The sequence below is a fragment of the Burkholderia sp. Ac-20344 genome (assembly GCF_017104975.1).
In the GTDB taxonomy this organism is placed as follows: Bacteria; Pseudomonadota; Gammaproteobacteria; order Burkholderiales; family Burkholderiaceae; genus Burkholderia.
Genome location: NZ_JAAGPP010000021.1, coordinates 1 through 16,038 on the forward strand (window position 1 = coordinate 1; position 16,038 = coordinate 16,038).

Annotated in this window: 12 protein-coding genes; 6 read left to right on the forward strand and 6 right to left on the reverse strand. The window is 64.9% G+C overall.

Features of this window, described 5'->3' with window-relative positions; genetic code table 11:
• From G3N64_RS09535 to G3N64_RS09545, 3 genes are all read left to right on the forward strand, one after another.
• The coding region (locus G3N64_RS09535) for an SDR family oxidoreductase (protein WP_205783613.1) at positions 1-272 on the forward strand (272 nt) is incomplete at its 5' end.
• A 141-nt stretch (positions 273-413) separates the two neighbouring features.
• On the forward strand, positions 414-1,676 hold the full coding sequence (locus G3N64_RS09540) for an MFS transporter (RefSeq protein ID WP_205783614.1): 1,263 nt from the start codon (positions 414-416) through the stop codon (positions 1,674-1,676).
• Entirely contained in the window at positions 1,657-3,033 is a 1,377-nt protein-coding gene (locus G3N64_RS09545; RefSeq protein ID WP_346778811.1) for a D-amino acid dehydrogenase, read from the forward strand. The genes G3N64_RS09540 and G3N64_RS09545 overlap by 20 nt, the downstream gene beginning before the upstream one ends.
• 103 nt (positions 3,034-3,136) lie before the next feature.
• Here G3N64_RS09545 and thpR read toward each other — a convergent pair whose 3' ends face one another.
• Positions 3,137-3,703, reverse strand: a complete 567-nt coding sequence (gene thpR, locus G3N64_RS09550) for an RNA 2',3'-cyclic phosphodiesterase (RefSeq protein WP_205783616.1) — start codon at positions 3,701-3,703, stop codon at positions 3,137-3,139.
• Positions 3,700-5,190 carry an alanine/glycine:cation symporter family protein gene (locus G3N64_RS09555; RefSeq protein ID WP_205783617.1) on the reverse strand — a complete coding sequence of 497 codons (1,491 nt, stop codon included), beginning with the start codon at positions 5,188-5,190 and terminating at the stop codon, positions 3,700-3,702. The genes thpR and G3N64_RS09555 overlap by 4 nt, the downstream gene beginning before the upstream one ends.
• A gap of 354 nt (positions 5,191-5,544) precedes the next feature.
• Here G3N64_RS09555 and G3N64_RS09560 point away from each other — a divergent pair, with 354 nt between their 5' ends.
• Entirely contained in the window at positions 5,545-5,916 is a 372-nt protein-coding gene (locus G3N64_RS09560) for a hypothetical protein (protein WP_205783618.1), read from the forward strand.
• A gap of 105 nt (positions 5,917-6,021) precedes the next feature.
• Here G3N64_RS09560 and G3N64_RS09565 read toward each other — a convergent pair whose 3' ends face one another.
• Positions 6,022-6,606 carry a hypothetical protein gene (locus G3N64_RS09565; protein ID WP_205783619.1) on the reverse strand — a complete coding sequence of 195 codons (585 nt, stop codon included), beginning with the start codon at positions 6,604-6,606 and terminating at the stop codon, positions 6,022-6,024.
• 490 nt (positions 6,607-7,096) lie between these two features.
• On the opposite strand from G3N64_RS09565, the gene G3N64_RS09570 reads away from it, so the two are divergent.
• Together G3N64_RS09570 and G3N64_RS09575 are read left to right on the forward strand one after the other, a co-directional pair.
• On the forward strand, positions 7,097-8,230 hold the full coding sequence (locus G3N64_RS09570) for a lipid II-degrading bacteriocin (RefSeq protein WP_205783620.1): 1,134 nt from the start codon (positions 7,097-7,099) through the stop codon (positions 8,228-8,230).
• A gap of 77 nt (positions 8,231-8,307) precedes the next feature.
• Positions 8,308-8,703, forward strand: a complete 396-nt coding sequence (locus tag G3N64_RS09575; RefSeq protein WP_205783621.1) for a hypothetical protein — start codon at positions 8,308-8,310, stop codon at positions 8,701-8,703.
• A gap of 56 nt (positions 8,704-8,759) precedes the next feature.
• Here G3N64_RS09575 and G3N64_RS09580 read toward each other — a convergent pair whose 3' ends face one another.
• The 3 genes from G3N64_RS09580 to G3N64_RS09590 all read right to left on the reverse strand — a co-directional run bounded on the left by G3N64_RS09580 (position 8,760) and on the right by G3N64_RS09590 (position 16,017).
• On the reverse strand, positions 8,760-10,226 hold the full coding sequence (locus G3N64_RS09580) for a glutamate synthase subunit beta (RefSeq protein ID WP_205783622.1): 1,467 nt from the start codon (positions 10,224-10,226) through the stop codon (positions 8,760-8,762).
• A gap of 85 nt (positions 10,227-10,311) precedes the next feature.
• Positions 10,312-15,015, reverse strand: a complete 4,704-nt coding sequence (locus G3N64_RS09585; protein WP_205783623.1) for a glutamate synthase-related protein — start codon at positions 15,013-15,015, stop codon at positions 10,312-10,314.
• A 288-nt stretch (positions 15,016-15,303) separates the two neighbouring features.
• Positions 15,304-16,017: a transposase gene (locus tag G3N64_RS09590; RefSeq protein WP_006477151.1), complete on the reverse strand. Its 714-nt coding sequence runs from the start codon at positions 16,015-16,017 to the stop codon at positions 15,304-15,306.
• Between the last annotated feature and the right edge of the window lie 21 nt (positions 16,018-16,038).

The window sequence follows — 16,038 nt, forward strand, 5'->3', positions numbered from 1 at the left end:
TGGCCGCGCTCGAATCGCTCGTGCGCACCGCCGCCGCCGAATTCGCCGCGCGCGGCATCACCGTCAACGCGGTCGCGCCGGGCTTCACGCGCAAGGATCACGGGCCGAGCGCCGGCAACGCCGCCGCGTGGGCGCAGGCCGAGCAGGCGACACCGCTCGGCCGGATCGCCGAACCCGACGACGTCGCCGCGCTGATCGCGTTCCTGCTGTCTGACGCCGCGCGGCAGATCACCGGCCAGGTCGTTCATGTCGACGGCGGCCTGACGCTCTGAAGCGGCGCCGGCGCCTCCTTCCCGCTTCCCCCGCCTTCCCGCACGAACCCGCACCGGTCTTTTTGGCTGGCTGCCTCGCGACCGTAAAATAACCGCCACGCGGCAGCGCGAGACAGCACAAGACGAGAGGGGGCGGCAAGCATGCGGGCATTCCAGTGGTTCAACGAACTGTCGACGCGCGAGCGCCGGACGCTGTACGCCGGCTTCGGCGGCTACGCGGTCGATGCGTTCGACTTCATGATCTATTCGTTCCTGATTCCGACGCTGATCGCCACCTGGGGCATGACGAAGAGCGAGGCCGGGATGATCGCGACGAGCTCGCTGATCTCGTCGGCACTCGGCGGCTGGGTCGCCGGCATCCTCGCCGACCGCTACGGCCGCGTGCGCGTGCTGCAGTGGACGATCGCGACGTTCGCGCTGTTCACGTGCCTGTCCGGCTTCACGCATTCGTTCTGGCAGCTGCTCGCGACGCGCACGCTGCAGGGTTTCGGCTTCGGCGGCGAATGGTCGGTCGTGACGATCATGATGGCCGAGACGATCCGCTCGCCCGAGCATCGCGCGAAAGCGGTCGGCACCGTGCAGAGCAGTTGGTCGTTCGGCTGGGGCGCGGCCGCGATCCTCTACTGGGCGTTCTTCGCGCTGCTGCCCGAGCAGGTTGCATGGCGCGCGTGCTTCTGGATCGGCATCGTGCCCGCGCTGTGGATCCTGTACATCCGCCGCAACGTCAGCGATCCCGATATCTACACGGCCACCCGCCGCGCGCGCGACGAGGGCCGCGTGTCGGGCCACTTCCTCGAGATCTTCTCGCCGCCGCACCTGCGCGCGACGTTGTTCGGCAGCGTGCTGTGCACCGGGATGCTCGGCGGCTACTACGCGATCACGACGTGGCTGCCCACCTACCTGAAGACCGTCCGGCACTTGTCGGTGTTCAACACGAGCGGCTATCTCGTCGTGCTGATCGTCGGCTCGTTCGTCGGTTACGTGGTCGGCGCGATCCTGTCCGACCGGCTCGGCCGGCGCGCGTCGTTCATCCTGTTCGCGATCGGCTCGTTCTCGCTCGGCATGGCGTACACGATGCTGCCGATCACCGACACCGCGATGCTGCTGCTCGGCTTCCCGCTCGGCATCGTCGTGCAGGGGATCTTCGCGGGCGTCGGCGCGTACCTGTCGGAGCTGTATCCGGGGGCGATCCGCGGCTCGGGCCAGGGCTTCTGCTACAACCTCGGGCGCGGGCTCGGCTCGTTCTTCCCGATCCTCGTCGGCTCGCTGTCGCAGTCGATGTCGCTCGTGAAGGCGATCGGCCTCGTCGCGGGCGGCGGCTACCTGCTCGTGATCGTCGCCGCGCTGGTGCTGCCGGAAACGCGCGGCAAGTCGCTCGTCGACGATCCGGCCGTCGCATCCTGAGCAACCGCTTCGTTCCGGAAACCGCATGCACGTGATCGTTCTCGGCGCCGGCGTGATCGGCGTCACTACTGCCTGGCACCTGCGCGAAGCAGGCTGCGACGTTACCGTGATCGAACGCGAGGCCGACGTCGCGCAAGCGACGAGCCTCGGCAACGCGGGCGTGATCGCCCCCGGCTACGTGACGCCGTGGGCCGCACCCGGGATGCCCGGCAAGATCCTCAAGTACCTGTTCAAGCCCGCGTCGCCGCTGATCTTCCGGCCGACGCTCGACGCCGCGCAGTGGCGCTGGATCGCGCGCTGGCTGCGCGAATGCGAATTCGAGCGATTCCGCGTGAACAAGCAGCGGATGCAGCGCATCGCGTACTACAGCCGCACGTGCCTGCACGCGTTTCGCGACCGTCATCCGTTCGACTACGGCGCGAGCCGCGGCTACCTGCAACTGCTGCGCGGTGCGTTCGACGTCGAGATGGTGCAGCCCGCGCTGCAGGTGCTGCGCGACGCCGGCATCGCATTTCGCGAACTCGATGCGGCCGGCTGCACGGCGATCGAGCCGGGCTTGCGCTGGGCGCGGCAGGCGCCCGTCGGCGGCATCTACCTGCCCGACGACGAAGCCGGCGACTGCGCACGCTTCACGCGCGAACTGCGGGCGCTGTGCGAAGCAAGCGGCGTGACGTTCCGCTTTCGCACGGAAGTGCAGGCGCTCGACGTCGAAGCCGGCCAGGTGCGCGGCGTGCGGATCGCCGGTAACGGCGATGAGGATGGCCATACGCAGGATCGGGCACGCCCGAATTCGCACGCATCGAACGCGGGCGGCCAGCACCGCGACGCGCGGCTCGCCGCCGACGCGATCGTCGTCGCGCTCGGCGTCGACAGCGCCGGGCTGCTGCGGCCGCACGGCATCGACGTGCCGCTGTATCCGGTCAAGGGCTACTCGGCGACGCTCTCCATCGTCGACGACGAAAAAGCACCGTGCGCCGCGCTGATGGACGAATCGCTGAAGACGGCGATCACGCGTTTCGGCCCGACGTTGCGCGTCGCGGGTACCGCTGAACTCGGCAGCCGGCACGCCGCACTGCGGCAGCAGGCGCTCGATACGCTGATGATGGTGCTCGACGACTGGTTCCCGCACGCGGCCGATCGTGCATCGGCGCGCTTCTGGGTCGGCCGCCGGCCGATGACGCCCGACGGCCCGCCGCTGCTGGGCGCGAGCGGGGTCGACGGGCTCTGGCTCAACGTCGGCCACGGCTCGACCGGCTGGGCGATGTCGATGGGATCGGGGAAGGTCGTGGCGGATCTCGTCACGGGGCGAGAGCCGGAGATCGATCTGTCGGGATTGACGCTCGCGCGCTACGGATAGCAGGCCGGACGTTGCGCGGCGTCGCCGCAGCGATACAGCGGCAAGCCCGCATGCGGCATGACGACGATCGCGGCGGGCAATCGCCGGGCCTCGCCGGAACGACTCAATCCGCCGCCTCGCCGTCCGCCCGTGCGATCGGTGCGGACACGATCGGCCGATGCGACACGCCTTCGTGCGACAACCGGCTTTCGAACAGCGTGAGCGCGTCGAACCGCAGCGCGACCGGCCGCTTCACCGCACCGCCGTGCGCCGGCTGCCCGACCGCATCGTGCGGCAGCCGCGCGAGCGTCACGTGCGGACGGAACGGCCGCCGGTCAGCCGGCACGCCGAGCTCGCGCAGCTTCGCCGATAGTGCTGCATTCAACGCAGCACACGCCGGCTCGGCGGCCAGTTCCGCGACGATCAGCCGCGCGCGCGGCAGGCTCGGCCACCACGCGATCCGCTCGACCTGCATCAACGGCAGCGCATGCGCGGCCGCGAGCGCCGGCAGGCACGCGGCCAGCTCATCGCAACGCACCCGCTCGATCGCGCCGACGAACGCCAGCGTTACATGCAGTTGCGCGGACAGAGAACGCCGCGCGCCACGGGTAACCGGCAACGCGTGCAGCGCGTCGCGCGATGCCGCATCGGGCATCAGCGCGACGAACACGCGCAGCCGGTCGCCGTTCATGACTCGCGCACCACCGCGCGCGGCACGCTTGCCGCATCGGCCACGGCCGCACGCTGCGGCAGCGGGCCATGCTCGCCCCACACGTCGGTCGGCAGCACGTTCGCGAGTGCCGGAATCGTGTTGCGCGTGAACACCGGATCGGCAACGCCTTCCGCGCGCTGGCGGCGATAGTCGCGCCATGCTGCATGCGCGTACTTGCCGAGCGCGAGGATCGCGATCAGGTTGATGATCGCCATCAGCCCCATGCTCGTATCGGCCATCGCCCACACGAGCGGCAGTTGCCCCACGCTGCCGAACATCACCATGCCGAGCACCGCGATGCGGAACAGCGGCAGCACGCCGCGCCGCTTCGTGATGAACTCGACGTTGCCTTCCGCATACGCGTAGTTGCCGATCACCGACGAGTACGCGAAGAAGAAAATCGCGAACGCCATGTAGATGCCGCCCCAGTCGCCGACGTGGCTCGCGATCGAGCGCTGCGTGAGCGCCGCGCCTTCCATGCCGGTGCCCAGCTCGTACTGGCCCGACAGCAGGATCACGAAGGCGGTCGCGCTGCAGATCACGATCGTGTCGACGAACACGCCGAGCATCTGGATCAGCCCCTGCACGACCGGATGCCGCGTACTGGCGGTCGCCGCCGCATTCGGCGCGCTGCCCATGCCGGCCTCGTTCGAGAACAGCCCGCGCTTCACGCCCATCGCGACCGCCTGGCTGACCGCATAGCCGGTCAGGCCGCCCGCCGCCTGCTCGAGACCGAACGCGCTCTTCACGATCAGCGCGATCACGCCCGGCACCAGCGCAATATGCGTCGCGACCGCATAGACCGCGAGCGCGAGGTAGCCGATTGCCATCATCGGCACGATCACCTGCGCGACCGCCGCGATCCGGCGGATCCCGCCGAAGATGATCGGCGCAGTCAGCAGCACGAGACCGAGACCGACGCTCGCGCGGCTCCAGCCGAACGACGTGTCGAACGCATCCGCGATCGCATTGGCCTGCACCGCGTTGAACACGAAGCCGAACGCGAGGATCAGCGACAGCGAGAACAGCACGCCGAAGCCGCGCGAGCGCAGGCCCGTCTGGATGTAGTACGCGGGGCCGCCGCGATAGCTGCCGTCCGGGTGCGACACCTTGAAGATCTGCGCGAGCGTCGCCTCGACGAACGCGGACGACATCCCGACCAGTGCCGTCATCCACATCCAGAAGATCGCGCCCGGCCCGCCGACCGTCAACGCGACCGCGACGCCGGCGATGTTGCCGGTGCCGACGCGGCTCGCGAGCCCGGTCGCAAACGCCTGGAACGACGAGATGCTGCCCGGCTCGCCCTTGCTGCCCACGAGCTTCACGCTGAGGAACAGCGCCTTCAGCTGGATCATCCGGAACCGCAGCGTGAACCACGCGCCCACGCCGAGCAGCAGCGCGATCAGCACGTAGTTCCACAACACGCCGTTGACGGCGTCGATCAGCCCTTGCACGAGTGCTTCCATCCAGTGTCCTTATAAATAGCGTCAGTCATGTGCAGCCACCGCGAACGCGGCTCGAGGGGCGACATGATATGACAGTTTTCAAGGATTATTACAAAACGAAAGGAATTGAATTGACGAAAAATCGCAGCCGGATGCCATCAGGTTAGGCGACGCTTCGAGAAAATGCGGGGTGCCGGCGCGACGCCCCTGCCGATCCTGGCAACCGGGCCGCATCGGCTCGGCAGGAAAATCCGGGTGTCGAAATGTCTTTCCGATGCCGCTCGCCCGACACCAGACCGGACACCGTCCGGATTGCCCGAACGGGACGCGAGGGGGATACAACTTCACCGACCGGAGCAGTAGCCGGACGCACCCATGATCCCAGCCCTCACTCGCTATTCCCGTCGTCTCGCGCTGATTCTCGTCACGGCAGCCGTCGCGCTCGCCTCGCTGTTTCTCGCTGTCGCGGTGATTGCCCGATACGGGCCCGACGACGGCTATTGCCCCGACGCGCCCCTCGCGGAGCTTGAAGCAAACATTCTCGTGTTCGCCGAAGCGCGCGGCATGCGTCCGGACGAAATCGAATTCGTCGGCATGCCGCGTTACCACGCCGACAAGCTCGGCTGGTGGGGCTTCGACCTGAAGTCGAACGAAACAGGCTACGTGGCCACGATCGATTGCGAGCGTCGCGTCACGGGCTTCGGGAAAATTCAAATGCTGCCGCTCGAACCGGCCGCGCCGATGTAACGGGGCCGTTCGTCAGACGGCATCGAACCGAGTGCGGCCAATCCCGTCCGTAGCGACTACCAGCGATCCCCCGATCGGCACGCCGGAGATTACGCCTTCGACACATCAGGGCAGCCGCCATTCGACCGGGATGTCGAAGACCAGCCCCGACAATCCGCTTGCGAGCAAGACACGCGCAAAATGCGCCCAGGCGGGTTCGACGGACGCGAATCGCTCGTACTGCAGGATCTGCTTGGCGATCAGTTCGAGCCGCAGCCCGGCATCCGGCAACACATCGGATTTCAGCAGTGGCGGGACGAGGCTCGTCACCATGTCACGCATCGCCGCGAGCGGAAGGGTGCGCCGCACGTCGTCGCTCGGGGTGAACTGGGCGAAACCCTCCAGCGCCACCCGGGCCTGGATGGCGTCGGCAACGTCCTGCTCGACTTCGATCGGCCGCTGCCGTCCGACGAATGCGTGATCCTCGACGTGAAGACCGGGGCCGAACGAAAGCAGCAGCGCGACGACCTCGTCGAGCCGGACGCGCTGGCCGTCGTCCGTCAGGCACGGTCGGGTGATTTCCGGGGCGTTTTCTCGAGACATGGACTGCGCGACACGTTCGTGGCTGCAACAGGCTTCGACCGTCGATCGGCCAAGGCCCGCACCCTGTTTCGCGCATGTTAAGCGGCAACCGTCATCCGGTGCACGCATAAAAAAACGGGCGCCCTTCCGGACGCCCGTCTCTCATCGAAACCCACTCGCGATCTTCGGCTTAACGCGGCAGGTTCGAATGCCCCATCAGGTAGGCATCGACCGACGCAGACGCCCCCATCGTCTTAGACAACGTCCCGTAACTGTTGGACACATTGCTCCGCCAACGGAACATGCAGAAAAAGCGCTTCCGCATTCGATTTTTCTCGATTCTTGTCCGAAGGTTACGCCGTGGCAATTGATCGGCTTGCTGACCAGCCGTCTTCAGCATTCCCCCATCCAGAGCCCGTTCCCGGTGAATACCGAGACAGGAGGCACCGTCACATTCGCTCGAAAATTCCCTTTGAAATCACCTCGCAGAATCATTCCGGATGACCCTGTCGCAAACACGTTCCGGAAAAATCTCTTGCACACCTAATAAAAAAATATAACCGTTTCATTCTCAGGCATGCGAATCAATCACCCAAACCACCACTGCACGGGGCATGAAATGACGACGCGCAATCCTTTGAAACAGACAAACCAGGTTTCCGAAGCAGAACAACAGCCTTCGATGCGACGACGTTTGCTGGTTGCGTCAACCGCACTCCCGTTTGGCGCGCTGCTGAAGCACACAACGGCCATGGCTCAGAACAATGTCCTCCCACCCATCACGATCACAACGTCGAAGCCACCGGATTTCAATTTTGGAGATTTCGGCATCAAGGTAAACGAAGTTCCCGGCGCCAACCCTGGCGCTGGAATTCCGGCACCCACCGTTTGCTTCAATCAGTATTGCACGTCGAATTTCATGTTGCATTTTGCAAACACGGGAAACATGATCCGAGCTACCGAGATGTTTCTCAAACATCTCCAGATCTTCGGCGGCAATGACACAACATTCTGGCGCAATCAACTAACACTGGTAGGTGGCTTCACTCCGTGGCTGGCCATCGGTGGCTACAAGTACTTGCCTGGCGCCAACCAATACGGATTCAATTTTGAACCGGGGCAATATGCCAATATCACCGCGCTATTTGGCATATACATTGGTCAGTCACACGGCATCCCTCCAACGAGCACATTCGCATCGTATGGCAACCCACTGATGTTCGTCGAAGCAATCAATCATTGGATACACGGCGATGGAACCCAACGAACCATCAACATTGAATCGCTCAACTTGAAAATGAACGCCGCCGATTTCGGCGAAATAACGAAGGCTATTGAAAATCCCGGATATGGCCCTGGCACCTACTCGCTCGACACAGCTTTCAGCACCAACATCTTCCGTCACGGGACGAAAGATCTCTGGAGCGCCTCAGTCTTTGGGCGAGTATCCGGCAGGATACGTGGCACGCTTGTGATGCTTGAAGACGATACATATAGGTTTGACGGCTACTACTCACTCAATCCCGACAGGTTCGATGCAGACCCTTCCAACCGGCCATTCCTGCAGGAGACTGCGACAACGTTTCTGGCCAAGCTCGGTGCCATCCTGGGACACAAGGACTATCAAATTAATTTTTTCGGCGAAAAAAACCTCTCGTTCTCAGGCCAACGACCTGTCAGGAATGCAGGCGCACGGCCCCCGCAGGCAGTTCATAGGCCATCGCTCGGTGGAATGATGCGGCCACCTCGCTAGTACGCTCCCGGGCGACTCCAGTAGGTTGGCTGCCCGGGTCAACCCCGCAAGTTGTTTGCGCCCACATCGAGCACTTCATGATTTCCAGAGTCATACGCGGAGTTCTCAAACTAGTTCTGTGGCTAGTTATCGCAGTGATCTGCGCCTATACGCTACTGTTCATCATCGTCGCAACTTCCCGGTATGAGAGAACGGAAGGCAGTTGCCCCGACATGTCTCTCGATACGCTACGAAAAAAGGTCCTGCTACGTCTTGAGGAACACGGAATACCACCAGACAGCATCCGGTTCGACGGTGCGCCGCAGTATCACGCGTGGAAGTTGGGGGTATGGGAATTCCCGCTGCGTGTTGACGAAACCAGATACACCGCGATGATCGATTGCAACGAGCAACTTTCAAGCTACGGCGAAGTCAAGCATCAGCCGGTCGACCAACCCGGACAAGCTCACGATCGCCCGCAGCTTCATAAATAAAAACCGGGCGCCCTTTCGGACGCCCGGCTGATACGACAGCAACCCTCGAACCGCGCTTAACGCGGCAGGTTCGAATGCCCCATCAGGTATGCATCGACCGAGCGCGCGCACTGGCGGCCTTCGCGGATCGCCCACACCACGAGCGACTGGCCGCGGCGCATGTCGCCTGCCGCGAACACCTTGTCGACCGACGTGTAGTACGAACGATCGCCTTCGGTCGCCGCACGCGCATTGCCGCGCGCATCCTTCGCGACGCCGAATGCGTCGAGCACGGGTGCCGCCGGCTGCGTGAAGCCCATCGCGAGCAGCACGAGGTCGGCCTTCATCTCGAACTCGGAGCCCGGCACTTCCTGCATCTTGCCGTCCTTCCACTCGACGCGCACCGCGATCAGCTTCTCGACCTTGCCGTTCTTGCCTTCGAGACGCTTCGTCGCGACCGCCCAGTCGCGCTCGCACCCTTCGTCGTGCGACGACGACGTGCGCAGCTTGATCGGCCAGTACGGCCACACGAGCGGCTTGTTCTCTTCTTCCGGCGGCTGCGGCAGCAGCTCGAACTGCGTGACCTGCTTCGCGCCGTGGCGGTTCGACGTGCCGACGCAGTCCGAACCCGTATCGCCGCCGCCGATCACGATCACGTGCTTGCCCTTCGCGAGCAGCTGGTCGACGAGCTTGTCGCCCGCGTTCACGCGGTTCTGCTGCGGCAGGAAGTCCATCGCGTAATGAACGCCGGCGAGTTCACGGCCCGGCACCGGCAGGTCGCGCGGCGTTTCCGAACCGCCCGCGATCACGACCGCGTCGAACTCTTCCTTCAGCGTGTCCGGCGAGAGGGTTTCCTTCGCGAGGCTGCCGATCGACTCGGGCAGCGGATCCTTGCCAATGAACACGCTGGTGCGGAACGTCACGCCTTCCGCTTCCATCTGGCGCATGCGGCGGTCGATCAGCCACTTCTCGAGCTTGAAGTCGGGAATCCCGTAGCGCAGCAGGCCGCCGATGCGGTCGTTCTTCTCGAACACCGTCACGTCGTGGCCCGCACGCGCGAGCTGCTGCGCGGCGGCGAGGCCCGCGGGGCCCGAACCGACCACCGCGACCTTCTTGCCCGTCTTGTGCTCGGCCGGCAGCGGCTTCACCCAGCCTTCCGCCCAGGCCTTGTCGATGATCGCGTGTTCGATCGACTTGATGCCGACCGGGTCGTCGTTGATTCCCAGCGTGCACGCGGCCTCGCACGGCGCCGGGCAGATGCGGCCCGTGAATTCCGGGAAGTTGTTGGTCGAATGCAGGACTTCGATCGCCTGCTGCCAGTCCTGGCGGTAAACGAGATCGTTGAAGTCCGGAATGATGTTGTTGACCGGGCAGCCGTTGTTGCAGAACGGGATGCCGCAATCCATGCAGCGCGCGCCCTGGACCTTCGCGTCCGCGTCGGTCAGTGCCGCGACGAATTCCTTGTAGTGCTTCACGCGCGTGAGCGGTGCTTCGTACGCCTCGTGGCGGCGTTCGAACTCCAGAAAACCGGTTGCCTTGCCCATAAGGTGCTCTTCTGTTCGGTGTATCGGGTGGGGGAGCCGCGCGCGGCAGTCATGCGCGCGCGGCATTCGCTATGTCGTTCGTCGCTCAGGCGGCCAGTTCTTCCTTCGCCGCCTTCTTCGCACCGATCTCGCCCAGCGCGCGCTTGTATTCGTGCGGGAACACCTTCACGAACTGGCGGCGCGCCGCGTCCCAGTTTTCCAGCAGCGACTTCGCACGCGGCGAACCCGTGAACTGGAAATGACGCTCGACGAGCCCCTTGAGCAGCGCTTCGTCCGTCGTGCCTGCGTGCCAGAGTGCGCGGTCGACCGTACGCTCCTGCTCGGCCTGCTGCAGCACCGGCTCGAGCGCGACCATCGACTTGTTGCACTTCGCCGCGAACGTGCCTTCCGGATCGTAGATGTACGCGAGACCGCCCGACATGCCGGCCGCGAAGTTGCGCCCCGTCTCGCCGAGCACGACGACCGTACCGCCCGTCATGTATTCGCAACCGTGGTCGCCCGTGCCTTCGACGACCGCCGTCGCGCCCGAGTTGCGCACGCAGAAGCGCTCGCCCGCCACACCGCGGAAGAACGATTCGCCTTCGATCGCGCCGTACATCACCGTGTTGCCGCAGATGATGTTTTCCTCGGACTTGCCGCGGAAGTCGTTGGTCGGACGGATGATGATCCGGCCGCCCGACAGGCCCTTGCCGACGTAGTCGTTACCGTCGCCGACGAGGTCGAGCGTCACGCCCTTCGCGAGGAACGCGCCGAAGCTCTGGCCTGCCGTGCCCTTCAGCTGGATGTGCACCGCGTCGTCGGCCAGGCCGTCGTGGCCGTGCTTCTTCGCGATCACGCCCGACAGCATCGCGCCGACCGTACGGTTCACGTTGCGCACCGGCTGGATGAACGACACATGCTCGCCGTTCTCGATCGCGGCCTTCGCCTTCTCGATCAGCACGTGGTCGAGCGCACGCTCGAGGCCGTGATCCTGCACGTCGACGTGACGCGGTGCGACGTCCTCGCATTCTTCCGGCTGGTAGAACACGCGCGAGAAGTCGAGGCCCTTCGCCTTCCAGTGCTCGATGCCCTTGCGGGTGTCGAGCAGGTCGGCGCGGCCGATCAGGTCGTCGAACTTCGCGACGCCGAGCTGCGCCATGATCTCGCGCACTTCCTCGGCGACGAAGAAGAAGTAGTTCACGACGTGCTCGGGCTGGCCCTTGAACTTCGCACGCAGCACCGGGTCCTGCGTCGCGACGCCGACCGGGCACGTGTTCAGATGGCACTTGCGCATCATGATGCAGCCTTCGACGACGAGCGGCGCCGTCGCGAAGCCGAATTCGTCCGCGCCGAGCAGCGCGCCGATCACGACGTCGCGGCCCGTCTTCATCTGGCCGTCGGCCTGCACGCGGATCCGGCCGCGCAGGCGGTTCAGCACCAGCGTCTGCTGGGTTTCGGCGAGGCCCAGTTCCCACGGCGTGCCCGCATGCTTGACCGACGACAGCGGCGACGCACCCGTGCCGCCGTCATGGCCGGCGATCACGACGTGATCGGCCTTCGCCTTCGCGACACCGGCCGCGACCGTGCCGACGCCCACTTCCGACACGAGCTTCACCGAGATGCTCGCGCTCGGGTTCACGTTCTTCAGGTCGTGGATCAGCTGCGCCAGATCCTCGATCGAGTAGATGTCGTGGTGCGGCGGCGGCGAGATCAGGCCGACGCCCGGCACCGAGTAACGCAGCTTGCCGATGTATTCGGACACCTTGTGGCCCGGCAGCTGGCCGCCTTCGCCCGGCTTCGCGCCCTGCGCCATCTTGATCTGGATCTGGTCGGCCGATGCGAGGTACTCGGCGGTGACGCCGAAGCGGCCCGACGCGACCTGCTTGATCTTCGAGCGCAGCGAGTCGCCGTCCTTCAGCGGAATGTCGCTGACGATCTCGTCGCCGATCACCGACTTCAGCGTCTCGCCCGACTTGATCGGAATGCCGCGCAGCTCGTTGCGATAGCGCTTCTCGTCTTCACCGCCTTCGCCGGTGTTCGACTTGCCGCCGATCCGGTTCATCGCGACCGCGAGCGTCGCGTGCGCTTCGGTGCTGATCGAACCGAGCGACATCGCGCCCGTCGCGAAGCGCTTGACGATGTCCTTCGCCGATTCGACGTCGTCGATCGGGATCGCCTTGGTCGGCTCGACCTTGAACTCGAACAGGCCGCGGAACGTCATGTGACGCTTGGTCTGGTCGTTGATCAGGTGCGCGTATTCCTTGTACGTCTGGTACGAGTTGCTGCGGGTCGCGTGCTGCAGCTTCGCGATCGAATCCGGCGTCCACATGTGGTCTTCGCCACGCACGCGGTACGCGTACTCGCCGCCCGCGTCGAGCATGTCGCGCAGAACCGGGTTGTCGCCGAACGCGTCGCGGTGCAGGCGGATCGCTTCTTCCGCGACTTCGAACAGGCCGATGCCGCCGACCTTCGACGCGGTGCCCTTGAAGTACTTCTCGACGAGGTCGCTCGACAGGCCGAGCGCTTCGAAGATCTGCGCGCCCGTGTACGACATGTACGTCGAGATGCCCATCTTCGACATCACCTTCTGCAGGCCTTTGCCGACCGCCTTCGTGAAGTTGTAGACGGCCTTCTCCGGCGACAGGTCGCCCGGCAGGCCTTCGGCCATCTTCGCGAGCGTTTCCATCGCGAGGTACGGGTGCACGGCTTCCGCGCCGTAGCCCGCGAGCAGCGCGAAGTGGTGCGTTTCACGCGCGGAGCCCGTCTCGACGACGAGGCCCGTGCTCGTGCGCAGCCCTTGCTGGACGAGGTGCGTGTGGATCGCCGACGTGGCGAGCAGCGCCGGAATCGCGACATGCTCGGCGTCCGTCTTGCGGTCCGACACGATCAGCATGTTGTAGCCCGACTTCACCGCGTCGACCGCTTCCGCGCACAGCGACGCGAGGCGCGCCTCGATGCCTTCCTTGCCCCAGGCGACCGGGTAGCAGATGTTCAGCTCGTATGCGCTGAACTTGCCGCCCGTGTACTGGTCGATCGCGCGGATCTTCGCGATGTCCTTGAAATCGAGCACCGGCTGCGACACTTCGAGACGCATCGGCGGGTTGATGTTGTTCGTGTCGAGCAGGTTCGGCTTCGGGCCGATGAACGACACGAGCGACATGACCATGTTCTCGCGGATCGGGTCGATCGGCGGGTTCGTGACCTGCGCGAACAGCTGCTTGAAGTAGTGATAGAGCGTCTTGTTCTTGTTCGACATCACCGCGAGCGGCGAGTCGTTGCCCATCGAGCCGACGGCCTCTTCACCCTGCTGCGCCATCGGCGCCATCAGGAACTTCAGGTCTTCCTGCGTATAGCCGAACGCCTGCTGGCGGTCGAGCAGCGCGGCGCCCTGCGTGCGGCCGGCCGCGACTTCCTCGGCTTTCGGCTCGATCTCGTCGAGCTTGATGCGCACGGCGTCGATCCAGCTCTTGTACGGCTTCGCGTTCGCGAGGTTGTCCTTCAGTTCCTTGTCGTCGATGATGCGGCCGTGTTCCATGTCGATCAGGAACATCTTGCCCGGCTGCAGGCGCCACTTCTTGACGATCTTCGATTCGGGGATCGGCAGCGTGCCGGCTTCCGACGCCATGATGACGAGGTCGTCGTCGGTCACGATGTAGCGTGCCGGGCGCAGGCCGTTACGGTCGAGCGTCGCGCCGATCTGGCGGCCGTCGGTGAACGCGATCGCGGCCGGGCCGTCCCACGGCTCCATCATCGCGGCGTGGTATTCGTAGAACGCGCGGCGGTTGTCGTCCATCAGCGTGTGCTGTTCCCACGCTTCCGGGATCATCATCATCACCGCGTGCACGAGCGGGTAGCCGGCCATCACCAGCAGTTCGAGACAGTTGTCGAACGAAGCCGTATCCGACTGGCCCGGGTAGATCAGCGGCCACAGCTTCGGAAGATCGTCGGCGAGCACGTGCGACGCGATCGCGCCGGTACGCGCGTTCAGCCAGTTCACGTTGCCCTTCACGGTGTTGATCTCGCCGTTGTGCGCGATCATCCGGTACGGGTGAGCCAGCTCCCACGCCGGGAACGTGTTGGTCGAGAAGCGCTGGTGCACGAGCGCGAGCGCCGACACGACGCGCGGGTCCTGCAGGTCGCGGTAATACACGCCGACCTGGCCGGCGAGCAGCAGCCCCTTGTAGACGATCGTGCGCGCCGACATCGACGGCACGAAGTATTCCTTGCCGTGCTTGAGCTTCAGCGCCTGGATGCGGTGGCTCGCCGTCTTGCGGATCACGTACAGCTTCCGCTCGAGCGCGTCCGTCACCATGATGTCCTTGCCGCGGCCGATGAAGATCTGGCGGATCAGCGGCTCGCTCGCCTTCACGGTCGGCGAAATCGGCATGGCATGGTCGACCGGCACGTCGCGCCAGCCGAGCACGACCTGGCCTTCGGCCTTCACCGTCCGCTCGAGCTCCTGCTCGCACGCGAGACGCGATGCGTTTTCCTTCGGCAGGAAGATCATGCCGACCCCATATTCGCCAGCCGGCGGCAGATTCACGCCCTGCTTGGCCATTTCCTCGCGATAGAACGCGTCCGGGATCTGGATCAGGATGCCCGCGCCGTCGCCCATCAGCGGATCGGCACCGACCGCGCCACGGTGATCGAGGTTCTCGAGGATCTTCAGACCCTGCTGGATGATCTCGTGGCTCTTCTTGCCCTTGATGTGAGCGACGAAGCCGACGCCGCAGGCGTCGTGTTCGTTTTGCGGGTCATACAGACCTTGTGCGGCGGGCACCGCGGCGAGCGGCTGCTGGTGGTCGTTCATGGGGACACCGTCGTAAAGGGGGCCTGGAGGCCGTTGAACCATTTTCTTGTTGCCGTCGATCCCGCTCCCGACGGGAGACGGCACGGCCGACAGTGGATGGGCATGCTTCGCCCGAGCCACCGGAATTCGGAATATACGCGACGAATCAAAGGAATAGCAACAAAAACCGCTTTATCGAACCCCATTTAAATGGATGCCTTGATCTGGTGCCATTTTATTGGGGCCGTATCGTTTTGGTGCAAAAAGAAGCGGCGCCCGCAGCGCCGCCTCCTGAACCGCCGCTCCGCCTTATTGCTGGATCGGCGGCGTATTTTCACGCACCTTTCTGGGGCGTCCGCGTGGCAGCGGCGACACGCGCCGGTTCGCGGTGCGCGCCGCCCACTCGCGGTAGTTCTCGCCGCCGAGCACCCAGCCCTTCAACGTCGCCTGCTGCAGCTGGTCGGCCTGACGCTCGTCGAGCGGCTGCTCGCACAGCTCCTTGTACGCGCGCTGGCGGTCGAACGGTGTATTGCCGAGCGCCCAGTAGAGCGGATGGTCGGTGATCAGGCTGTCGACGGTGAGCCCGACGTGGTGCCGGTAGCTCGACCAGCGATAGGCCTCGGGCGTCGCGACGAGCTGCGCGCGCACCGGGCTCATCTCGACCACGCGGCTCGCGAGCAGGAAATAGCGCTCGCCTTCGATCACCGTCGCGCGATAGCGGCCTTCCCACAGGGTGCCGCGCCGCGAATAGCGCCGGTTGAAATGCGCGACGTAGCGGCGGCCGACAGCCTGCATCGCTTTCGGCAGGCTCGCCTCGTCGCTCGGCGTCACGAGCAGTTGCACCTGGCGCGGCAGCAGCACATAGGCGTGCACCGACAGGTGATGATCGCGCGCGGCGGCCTTCAGGCAATCGATGAAGAGTTCGTAGTCCTGGTCGTCGACGAACGCGGGTTGCTGATCCAGGCCGCGCAGAATCACGTGCTGCGGCTGGTCGGGAACGTAGAGTCGTGCTAACCGTGCCATGCTGAATGTCCGTTTGAACGC

Excerpts from the sequence above, each read along its gene's own strand:
- G3N64_RS09580 (WP_205783622.1), bottom strand. The coding sequence starts at position 10,226 with ATGGGCAAGGCAACCGGTTTTCTGGAGTTCGAACGCCGCCACGAGGCG.
- G3N64_RS09590 (WP_006477151.1), bottom strand. The coding sequence starts at position 16,017 with ATGGCACGGTTAGCACGACTCTACGTTCCCGACCAGCCGCAGCACGTG.
- G3N64_RS09560 (WP_205783618.1), top strand. The coding sequence starts at position 5,545 with ATGATCCCAGCCCTCACTCGCTATTCCCGTCGTCTCGCGCTGATTCTC.
- thpR (WP_205783616.1), bottom strand. The coding sequence starts at position 3,703 with ATGAACGGCGACCGGCTGCGCGTGTTCGTCGCGCTGATGCCCGATGCG.
- G3N64_RS09575 (WP_205783621.1), top strand. The coding sequence starts at position 8,308 with ATGATTTCCAGAGTCATACGCGGAGTTCTCAAACTAGTTCTGTGGCTA.
- G3N64_RS09585 (WP_205783623.1), bottom strand. The coding sequence starts at position 15,015 with ATGAACGACCACCAGCAGCCGCTCGCCGCGGTGCCCGCCGCACAAGGT.
- G3N64_RS09570 (WP_205783620.1), top strand. The coding sequence starts at position 7,097 with ATGACGACGCGCAATCCTTTGAAACAGACAAACCAGGTTTCCGAAGCA.
- G3N64_RS09540 (WP_205783614.1), top strand. The coding sequence starts at position 414 with ATGCGGGCATTCCAGTGGTTCAACGAACTGTCGACGCGCGAGCGCCGG.
- G3N64_RS09555 (WP_205783617.1), bottom strand. The coding sequence starts at position 5,190 with ATGGAAGCACTCGTGCAAGGGCTGATCGACGCCGTCAACGGCGTGTTG.
- G3N64_RS09565 (WP_205783619.1), bottom strand. The coding sequence starts at position 6,606 with ATGCGTGCACCGGATGACGGTTGCCGCTTAACATGCGCGAAACAGGGT.